Annotated in this window: 8 protein-coding genes; all 8 read left to right on the top strand. The window is 32.0% G+C overall.

Annotation, left to right across the window (positions count from 1 at the left end):
• Window positions 1-303 precede the first annotated feature (303 nt).
• The 8 genes from pdhA (at window position 304) to ACIQ56_RS10940 (ending at window position 9,105) form a co-directional block, all read left to right on the top strand.
• Window positions 304-1,272 (top strand): pyruvate dehydrogenase (acetyl-transferring) E1 component subunit alpha, encoded by a 969-nt coding sequence (pdhA, locus tag ACIQ56_RS10975; protein WP_397601101.1) that lies wholly within the window; start codon window positions 304-306, stop codon window positions 1,270-1,272.
• Between the two features lie 26 nt (window positions 1,273-1,298).
• Window positions 1,299-2,276: a pyruvate dehydrogenase complex E1 component subunit beta gene (locus ACIQ56_RS10970; RefSeq protein ID WP_397601100.1), complete on the top strand. Its 978-nt coding sequence runs from the start codon at window positions 1,299-1,301 to the stop codon at window positions 2,274-2,276.
• Window positions 2,277-2,297: 21 nt separating this feature from the next.
• Window positions 2,298-3,548: a pyruvate dehydrogenase complex dihydrolipoamide acetyltransferase gene (locus ACIQ56_RS10965; RefSeq protein WP_397601099.1), complete on the top strand. Its 1,251-nt coding sequence runs from the start codon at window positions 2,298-2,300 to the stop codon at window positions 3,546-3,548.
• Between the two features lie 96 nt (window positions 3,549-3,644).
• Window positions 3,645-4,859: a pseudouridine synthase gene (locus ACIQ56_RS10960; RefSeq protein ID WP_397601098.1), complete on the top strand. Its 1,215-nt coding sequence runs from the start codon at window positions 3,645-3,647 to the stop codon at window positions 4,857-4,859.
• Entirely contained in the window at window positions 4,856-5,311 is a 456-nt protein-coding gene (locus tag ACIQ56_RS10955) for an NfeD family protein (RefSeq protein WP_397601097.1), read from the top strand. The genes ACIQ56_RS10960 and ACIQ56_RS10955 overlap by 4 nt, the downstream gene beginning before the upstream one ends.
• A gap of 40 nt (window positions 5,312-5,351) precedes the next feature.
• Window positions 5,352-6,368, top strand: coding sequence for an SPFH domain-containing protein (locus ACIQ56_RS10950; RefSeq protein WP_397601096.1), 1,017 nt, complete (start codon window positions 5,352-5,354; stop codon window positions 6,366-6,368).
• A gap of 161 nt (window positions 6,369-6,529) precedes the next feature.
• Window positions 6,530-7,399, top strand: a complete 870-nt coding sequence (locus ACIQ56_RS10945; protein WP_397601095.1) for a methyltransferase — start codon at window positions 6,530-6,532, stop codon at window positions 7,397-7,399.
• A gap of 59 nt (window positions 7,400-7,458) precedes the next feature.
• Complete coding sequence (locus ACIQ56_RS10940) at window positions 7,459-9,105, top strand: hypothetical protein (protein ID WP_397601094.1); 1,647 nt, start codon at window positions 7,459-7,461, stop codon at window positions 9,103-9,105.
• Window positions 9,106-9,124: the final 19 nt, after the last annotated feature.

The following is a 9,124-nucleotide window of genomic DNA, read 5'->3' as shown; positions in this document are numbered from 1 at the left end:
GGTTAGTGCCAATTTCTTTGTGACTGATACCAAAATCTATGAGAAATGACAGAAAGGAGCAACGGAACTTGAATCGGTTGGTCTCAATGACTGTGGGAATAGTCCAATTGTCTTTGGGAACTGACAACCATTGTCTTCTTTCTTTCTTTTTCCTATCCTTTTTAGATTGACGCTTTCTTGCAGTCCCGATTTTTCTGTCATAGCTTACGCACGTGTGTGTTTGAGTGCAAACTCAGACTTAACTTATATGTAGAATGTTTAAATATTTGTTTTTTTCGATCCTATTATTTGGAGAGTTTATACATGGCTCAAAAATTATCAAATCAGCTTATGGTAGCTTTTTATAAAGAAATGCTACTTGGGCGTCGCATCGAAGAGCGTGTCGGCCAACTTTATGTTCAGCAAAAATTTAGTGGATTTTGTCACCTATATATTGGACAGGAAGCTGTTGGCACGGGTTGTTTAAATGCAATAAGAAAAGGCGAAGACTATGTGATTACAGGATATCGTGATCATTTTCTTCCTATTGTTTTAGGCATGGATCCTGGAGTTATGCTTGCCGAACTTCTTGGTAAAGTAACAGGTTGTGCGCGTGGAAAAGGTGGTTCCATGCACATGTTTTCTGAAAAACTTCATTTTATGGGTGGCCACGGGATTGTTGGAGGACAAGTTCCTCTTGCTGTTGGTGCTGGTTGGAAAATTAAGTATCAAAAAGAAGATAACGTAGCACTTTGCTTTTTAGGTGATGCGGCTATTAACCAAGGGCAATTTCATGAAGCACTTAACTTAGCTGCTATTTGGGATCTTCCATGTATTTTTATTATTGAAAATAATATGTATGGAATGGGTACTGCAATTTCAAGAACATGTTCTTTGCACAACCTTGCTGATAGAGCAAAAGGTTACAATATGCGTCAAGCAATTGTAGATGGACGCAATGTTGTAAATACTTACAATCAAATGAAAGAAATTGTTGAAGAAACACGTAAAACTTCGAAACCAATTCTTGTTGAAATTCAAACCTACCGTTTCCGCGGTCACTCTGTTTCTGACCCAGGAAATTATCGTACAAAAGAAGAAGTTGAAAAAGAACGTAGTCGCGATTGTTTAATCTTACTTAAAGATATTATGATTCAACAAAAAGCTGCAAAAGAAGAAGATTTTGAAACTTATGAAGAAGAAATTGCTGATATTGTAGAAAAAGCGGTTACTTTTGCTGATGAGTCTCCTGAACCAGGGCTAGAAGAAATTCATGCTCATGTTCTTGCCTAATAACTTGAGTTTGAGGTTTTAAAATTATGGCTATATTAACTTTACGCGAAGCTTTAAACCAGGCTTTGACAGAAGAAATGGAACGCGATCCAAGTGTATTTGTCATGGGCGAAGAAGTTGCTCAGTATGACGGTGCCTATAAAGTAACAAAAGGAATGTTGGCAAAATTTGGACCCATGCGTGTTGTCGATTCCCCTATTTCCGAAGCAGGTTTTGCTGGATTAGGTGTTGGTGCTGCTATGTGTGGTCTTCGTCCTGTGATCGAAATGATGACATGGAACTTTGCTATTCAAGCTTTTGACCAAATTATCAATCACGCAGCAAAAATGCTATATATGAGCGGTGGACAATATAAAGTACCAATGGTTATTCGTGGACCTCATGGTGCTGCTCACATGCTTGGTGCTCAACACAGTCAGTGTGTGGATCACATGCTTGTAAATTGTCCAGGTTTAAAAATAGTAAGTACGGTTATTCCTTCAGACGCAAAAGGATTAATGAAGTCAGCTATTCGCGATGACAACACGGTTTTATTTTTAGAAAGTGAAATGCTTTACGGCCGTTCTGGTGAAGTTCCTGATGGGGAACATATCATTCCATTAGGAGTTGGTGATATTAAACGCGAGGGAACAGATGTTACTTTAGTGGCATGGAATAAAATGGTTCTTCTTGCTTTAGATGTTGCCGCAGAACTTGAAAAAGAAGGCATCAGTGTTGAAATAATCGATCCTCGTACATTAATGCCCCTTGATGAAGACATGATTTTTAACTCTGTTCGTAAGACAAATCGTTTGGTTGTTTTAGAAGAAGGTTGGGGAGTTGCATCGTTTGGATGTCACATTGTCGATCGTGTCGTCAAAGAATGTTTTGATTATCTTGATGCGCCACCAGAGAGAGTAACAAACTTATTTGTTCCTATGCCTTATAATGAGCGCTTAGAGCATGAAGTGTTACCATCAGCAGAGCGCACAATTTCTGCAATCAAGGCTGTATTATATAAATAACGAAACTCTGGAGAAGTAACTATGGCAACAGTAATGGAAATGCCAAAACTTTCAGATACGATGTCCGAAGGTTCTGTAGCTCGTTGGTTAAAAAAAGAAGGTGATAAAGTATCTGCTGGTATTCCAGTAATTGAAATTGATACAGATAAAGCCACAATGGAATATGAATGCCCTGCAAGTGGTACTTTATTAAAAATATTAGTTGGCGATGGACAAAAATGTCCTTTGCAAGCTCCTATTGCGGTTATTGGTAAACCCGATGAAAAATGGGAAGAAGTTCTCGAAAAATATAACGCAAAAAAAGGGGGAGCATCTGCTTCTTCTGAAACAAAAAAAGAGGTTCCTAAAGCTTCTTCTGCTGCGTCAGCGCCAAGTGCATCTTCCTCTAAATCTTCTGCATCAGTCTCTGATCTCAATGTAAAAGCAAGTCCTCTTGCTAAAAAAATTGCCGCAGATAAAGGAATTGATCTTAAAGCAATTCAAGGAAGTGGACCAAATGGCCGTATTGTTCAAAGAGATCTTGATCAAGCGCCATCCTCAGGTTCTTCTGCATCCAGTTTTGCATTTGCCGCAAATGCGGAAGTCGAAAAAATTCCACATACAAATATGCGTAAAACAATTGCGCGTCGTTTAGCGGAAAGTGTGAATACAGCACCGCACTTTTTCTTAACTGTTAATATAAATATGACTAATCTTCTTGCTTGGCGCAAAGATGCTGTTGCAAAATTACCTGAAAATGAAAAATTCAGTGTAAATGATTTGGTCATCTTTCTAACTGCGCGTGCATTAAAACGTCATCCCGATGTAAATTCTTCTTGGCAAGATGATTATGTTGCTAAATATCGTGATGTTCATATGAGTGTTGCGGTTGCTTTACCAAATGGGCTTATGACTCCTGTGGTTCGTCATGCCGATAAACTTACAGTTGTTCAAATTGCACAAGAAACAAAACGTCTTGTGAAATTAGCTAAAGATGGAAAATTACAACCAAATGACTATGCTGGCGGAACGTTTTCTGTTAGTAATTTAGGTATGGCTGGTATTGAAAGTTTTACAGCAATCATTAACCCACCACAGGCAGCAATATTAGCGGTAGGTTCAACTGTTCCTACTCCTGTAGTATTGCCAAATGGAACAATTGGTGTGGAACAAAGAATGAAAGTAACTTTAAGTTGCGATCATAGGGTAATCGATGGCGCTGTTGGTGCTGAATTCTTAAAAACATTAAGACAATTTTTTGAAGATCCTGTCTCTGCTTTGTTTTTAGGATAATATTTAATTTGGTAGTTTTTTGAACAGAACTCAATCTAGCCATGTTAAAGCTAATATTGAGTTCTGTTTTTTTATTTTCATGTTGGGAAACATTATATGGTTAAAGTAACAAATAAAGAAGAGCTTGTTCGTTTAAATGTCCTTTTGCAAGAGTTTGGTGTTTCTTCACGCCGAAAAGCAGATGAACTTATTGAGTCTGGTGCTGTTCAAGTAAATGGAAAAATAATTCGTGTACTTGGGACAAAAATCGAAAGACAAGCTTCAATTTCTGTTAATGGAAAAGTTTTAAAAAATATCCCAGCTAAGGTAACGTATATTTTAAACAAGCCATTTATGACAATTACAAGTCGTAAAGATGATAAAGAAAGAGCTACCATATTTGATTTACCTGAAATCAAAAAACTTCCTTTAAATGTTCAATCTGTTGGACGCTTGGATTACCGAAGTGAAGGTTTGCTTGTTTTAACCAATGATGGGGATTTAGCGCTTGCCTTATCGCATCCTAAGTACTCAGTAGAAAAAACTTATGCCGTTTTAACTTCATCTGCATTTACGGTTGAAGATTCCGAAAAATTAAAAAAAGGAATTGAACTTGACGATGGCCCAGCTAAAGCAATTTCAGTAAAAATTGGTGGAAAAGAAAAACTAGGTAACAGTGTTGGGCAATGGATTGAGTTGGTTGTTACGGAAGGCCGAAATCGTCTTGTGCGTCGTATGATGGAAGCTTTAGGTTTGAGTGTTGTAAGACTTGTTCGTGTTGCTATTGGAGATCTTCGACTCCCAGGAAAATTAGAGCCTGGAAAAATGAGAATAGTCTCAGATATCGAAGCTAAATATTTAAACGATATTAAAAAAAGCATGATAAATGAAGAATCTAAAAAGAAAAAAACACCAAATGCTTTATCAAAAGATGTAATTGAAAAAAGAAAGATCAAACGTAAATTAACATTAAACGATACAGATTATGCTCGTGAAGCGGAAAGACGTGAAAAAAGAGCAACGTTAGTTGCTAGTTTACGTAAAAAAGAAACAGAAAAAATAAAAGAAGAAAAAAGATCTGCTTGGCATGGCGAAGAAAATTCCAAGAAAGAAAATAAAGATAAAAAATCTTATTTTACGAAAGAAAAAAAAGAAGAAGTTTCTAAAAATAGAGACTCCAAAAGAAGCTCAACTTATCGTGAAGATAAAGTAAAATCGGAAGACAGGTCAGAATCTAAAAATAAAAAGAGAAACTCCAAAAAAGATTTTGAAAAAAAACCAAAAACGACTTCAGGAAAAAACCAAAGTTCTAAAAAGAGGTACGATAAATGACTTTTGATTGGCACTGGCTATATTTTGTATTTGGTGTTCTTTTTATATTAATAGAAATTTTTACTTTAACATTTTACTTTTTACCTATTGGAATTGCTGCAATTGTAACAGGAATATTTGCGTTATTTATTCAAAATGTTTATATTCATGTTGCTATTTTTACAATAGCTGGAATCGTACTTCTTTTTCTTATTTCTAAATGGAAAAAATCACGTTTCCTTAAACCTGTAGGTTCACAGTTTGTTGCAGGTCTTGTTGGTCAGCAAGGGGTCATTATAGAAGGCTTTATGTCTTCTCAGTCACCAGGAAAAGTCAAAATATTTTCTGATATTTGGGAAATTCATTGGGATCCACATCAAGAAAGTAAACTTATGAATTTAAAAGTTGGTGATCTTGTAAAAGTTGTTACAGTAGAAGGCAATAAGGTTACTGTAGATAAAGTAAAGACTTAAATAATTAAATTGAGGTTTTGTATTTATGGAAGGTTTTAGTATGTTACCTATATTTTTGTTACTCGCAATTGTATTTTTAGTAATCATTATATTTACTAAATATGTTATTGTTATTCGTCAGCAAGAATGTGTTATTGTTGAACGTTTAGGAAAATTTCATACTATTTTAAATTCGGGATTAAATATTTTAATTCCATTTGTCGATCAATCAAGACAAATTTTATGGAGCCGTAATGGAATGATAACGAATGTAGATCGTATCGATTTACGTGAAGTTGTTATTGATATTCCAGAGCAAAAGGTGATTACAAAAGATAACGTTGGTATTATTGTTGACGCTATTATTTATGTTCAAATAACAGATGTAAAACGTGCTGCTTACGAAATTCAGTCGTTACCTTTGGCTGTTGCTCAATTAACACAAACGACTTTAAGAAGTTTAGTTGGTGAAATGGATTTAGATCATACTTTAAGTAGTCGTGATGTAATCAACTCAAGATTAAAAATTGTTCTTGACGAAGCTACTGACAAATGGGGTTTAAAAGTAAACCGTGTGGAACTAAAAAATGTTTCACCACCACCTGATGTTCAAATGGCAATGGAAAAACAAATGCAGGCAGAGCGTGAGCGTCGTGCGAATGTATTAACAGCCGAAGGTTCAAAACAAAGCCAAATTTTAAATGCAGAAGGTGAAAAACGTTCTCGTATTGAACATTCCGAAGGTGAAAAACAGGAAAAAATCAATCAAGCTCTTGGTGATAAAGAGGCAACAATTGCAAGAGCAATTGGACAAGCTCAAGCAATTGAAGATGTTGCTGCTGCCCAAGCGAAATCAATTGAGTTGATAAAGGGTGCGTTTGGTTCGCCAGATGTTGCTGCAAATTACCTTATCGCTATGGAATATTTAAAACGTTTTGGCGAAATGACTCATAAAAATACCGATAAAGTATTTATTCCTTATGAGGCAACTGCTGTTCTTTCTTCGTTAGGAGCGGTAGGAGACATTATGGGTAAAGTGGCATCAAATGCGGGAAGCAACATACCAGTAAGAAAATAAACGTAACTTTTTGACGTAATTTATTTTATAATTTTCTTGTTTAAAAATGATCAGATAAATTCTGATCATTTTTGTTTTTTAATTTTAGGAAAATATTCCCAAGGTAAAAATTTCATCTATCCTTCTCCCTAATTTTTATATGATAAAAAGGGGGAGTTATTATGTTTGTAAATAAGCCTAAATCAAATATTTGGATGACAGAATATTTATCTCCAAGTGAAATTTATCGCTCCTTAGTTTCTGAGATTATTTATCAAGGAAAAAGTCTTTTTCAAAACATAAGTATTGTAAAACTCTTAAATGATAGCAAAGCTCTCTATTTAGACAATCAATTACAATCAACAACAGCAGATGAGTTTATTTATCATGAAACAATTGTTCATATTCCTTTTATTTTAAATAAAAATCCTGAGAGTATTTTAATTATTGGAGCTGGTGAAGGAGCAACCGCTCGAGAGGCTTTAAAATGGAAAACGGTAAAAGAAATAACATTAATAGAAATTGATAAAGATGTTATTGAATTTTGTAGTAAATATCTTCCTGAAATGAGTTTAAATTCTTATAAAGATCCTAGAGTTAAAATTGAAATTTGTGATGCAAGAGTTTTTTTAGAAAATACAAACAAAAAATTTGATGTTATTATTTGTGATTTGTGTGATCAAAACTTAGATAAAAATCAAATTATTAATATCGAATTTTTAAAAAAATGTAAAAATATTTTAAATAAAAATGGAAATATATGTATACAATCTGGTGAAATGCCATTTCAAAAAAACCTATCATTTACGAATTATATTCATATGCTCAAAACAGAATTTAATACTGTAAAAATATTTACAGCCTGGATTCCTTCTTTTTGTCGAAATTGGTCTTTTTTTTTACTTCATAATAAAAAAAATCAAGATATTTTAATTGATGAAATAAAGGATATTATTATTGAAAAAATTGAAAATAAACTTTTCTATATAAACGATCAAACTATTTTAGGAGTGCTAAATCCACCAAAATATATTCAAGATTTTGAGAAATAGATAACTATGTATAAAAGATATGTATGTATTGTTTTTAATAGAATTAGGAATAGCTAATTATGTTAAACAAAAAAATAATATTTTTCTGTATTTTAGCATATCTATTTCAATTTATTATTGAAAATTTAGCAATCAGTTCTAGTTCTTTTTTTATTGATGTTATTGGTGCTGAGCAATTACCAAAAGCACTAATCATTTCTTCTTTATTAACACCTGTTATTATTTTTATACTTTCTTTAGTCGAAGGATTTAAAAAATCAAGGCAATATAAAGTATTATTTTTAATTTTAATTTCTATTTCATTTTTATTTTACATGTTTTATAATACTGGTGTCCCAAATTATTATTCAAAAACAGTTTGGATGTATCAAATATTTGGGAGTTTATTTTCTTTAATAAGTATTATTTTATATTGGAATTTAATTAATGCTTATTTTTATGTTTTCGAGTCAAAATTATTTTTCTCTTATTTTATAATATCGGAAGAAATAGGTGCTATCTCTTCCGATATATTAATTAATAAAATTATTTATGGATTTAGTATAGCACAGTACTTTTTAGTAAATATTGTATTGTTATTAATATTGTTGTTTTTTTATTTTTATGTTTTCAAAATTAAAGTTATTAATGATGAAATTACGGAAGATGGTCTTAAAGAGAGCAAAATAGAGGAAAAAAATAATAGCCTTTTTAAAAATAAGTCTTTATTTAATTTGGCTTTTTTGTATATTGTTGTAATTTGTTTATTTCACTTTATAACTACTTTAATAACGTATCAGTTTAACTTTTCTGCAGGTGCAACTTTTGGAAATACGGAAGAATTAAATAAGTTTTTTTCGGAATTTCAATTTTATTCTAGCTTATTAATTATTGCGACGAGTTATTCTTTAAATAAATTTTTATTTACAAAATCTAAAATTATATTTCAGCATCTCTTGTATGGTGTTTGTCTTCTTTTTTTGGTCTATTTTATGAATATCTCATATACATTTTATGTGATTGCAGCTGTGGAAATGGCAAAAGTTATTTTGGAACATTCTTTATTTCAAACTTCTTACGAGCATTTTACGGCTTCATTTAATGAAAAAGTGAGTGATAAATTAAGAAATTATACAGAAGGCTTTTATGTGCCAGCAATTATAGTGATTTCTGGTTTGTTTATGAACTTTTTTCCAAGTAAATTTAGTTTCTACTATTTAAACTTTTCTATGTTATTTTGTATTTTATTTGTAATATTTTTAGCATTTTTAATTAAAAATTATTATTACAAATATCATCTTGAAAATGTAAAAAATAATATTGGAAATATAAGATCAATACAGGCTTTAGGAGAAAAAAATAATATTCCTGCCTTAAAAGTATTAATGGAAAACTTTGAAAAAACTCAAGATCGTTTTTTAAAAAAGAATATGGTCATTTCTATGGGGAAAATTAATAGTGATAAAACAATAGATTATATTTTTAATGTGTTAAATAATAGTGATGAATTTATGCAATCTGCTGCTGTAGAAGCGCTTTTTAATTATAAATCATTTAAGGTTGAATATTTATTAGTTGAATTTGTTTTGGGAGAAAAAAATAAAAGTTTGTATATTAGGCATAAAGTAATTTCATTTATTAATAAAGTATATAAAAATGCGATTGTCCCATTTTTTATGCATTTATTGTATAGTGATGATCATAGAGTCGTTGCAAATACAATATAAAAATTTTGGGAAATAAACG

Source organism: Silvanigrella sp., from assembly GCF_044369315.1.
Lineage (GTDB): Bacteria > Bdellovibrionota_B > Oligoflexia > Silvanigrellales > Silvanigrellaceae > Silvanigrella.
The sequence above is the reverse complement of the archived record's forward strand: the minus strand, read 5'-3'. Positions and strand labels throughout refer to the sequence as shown.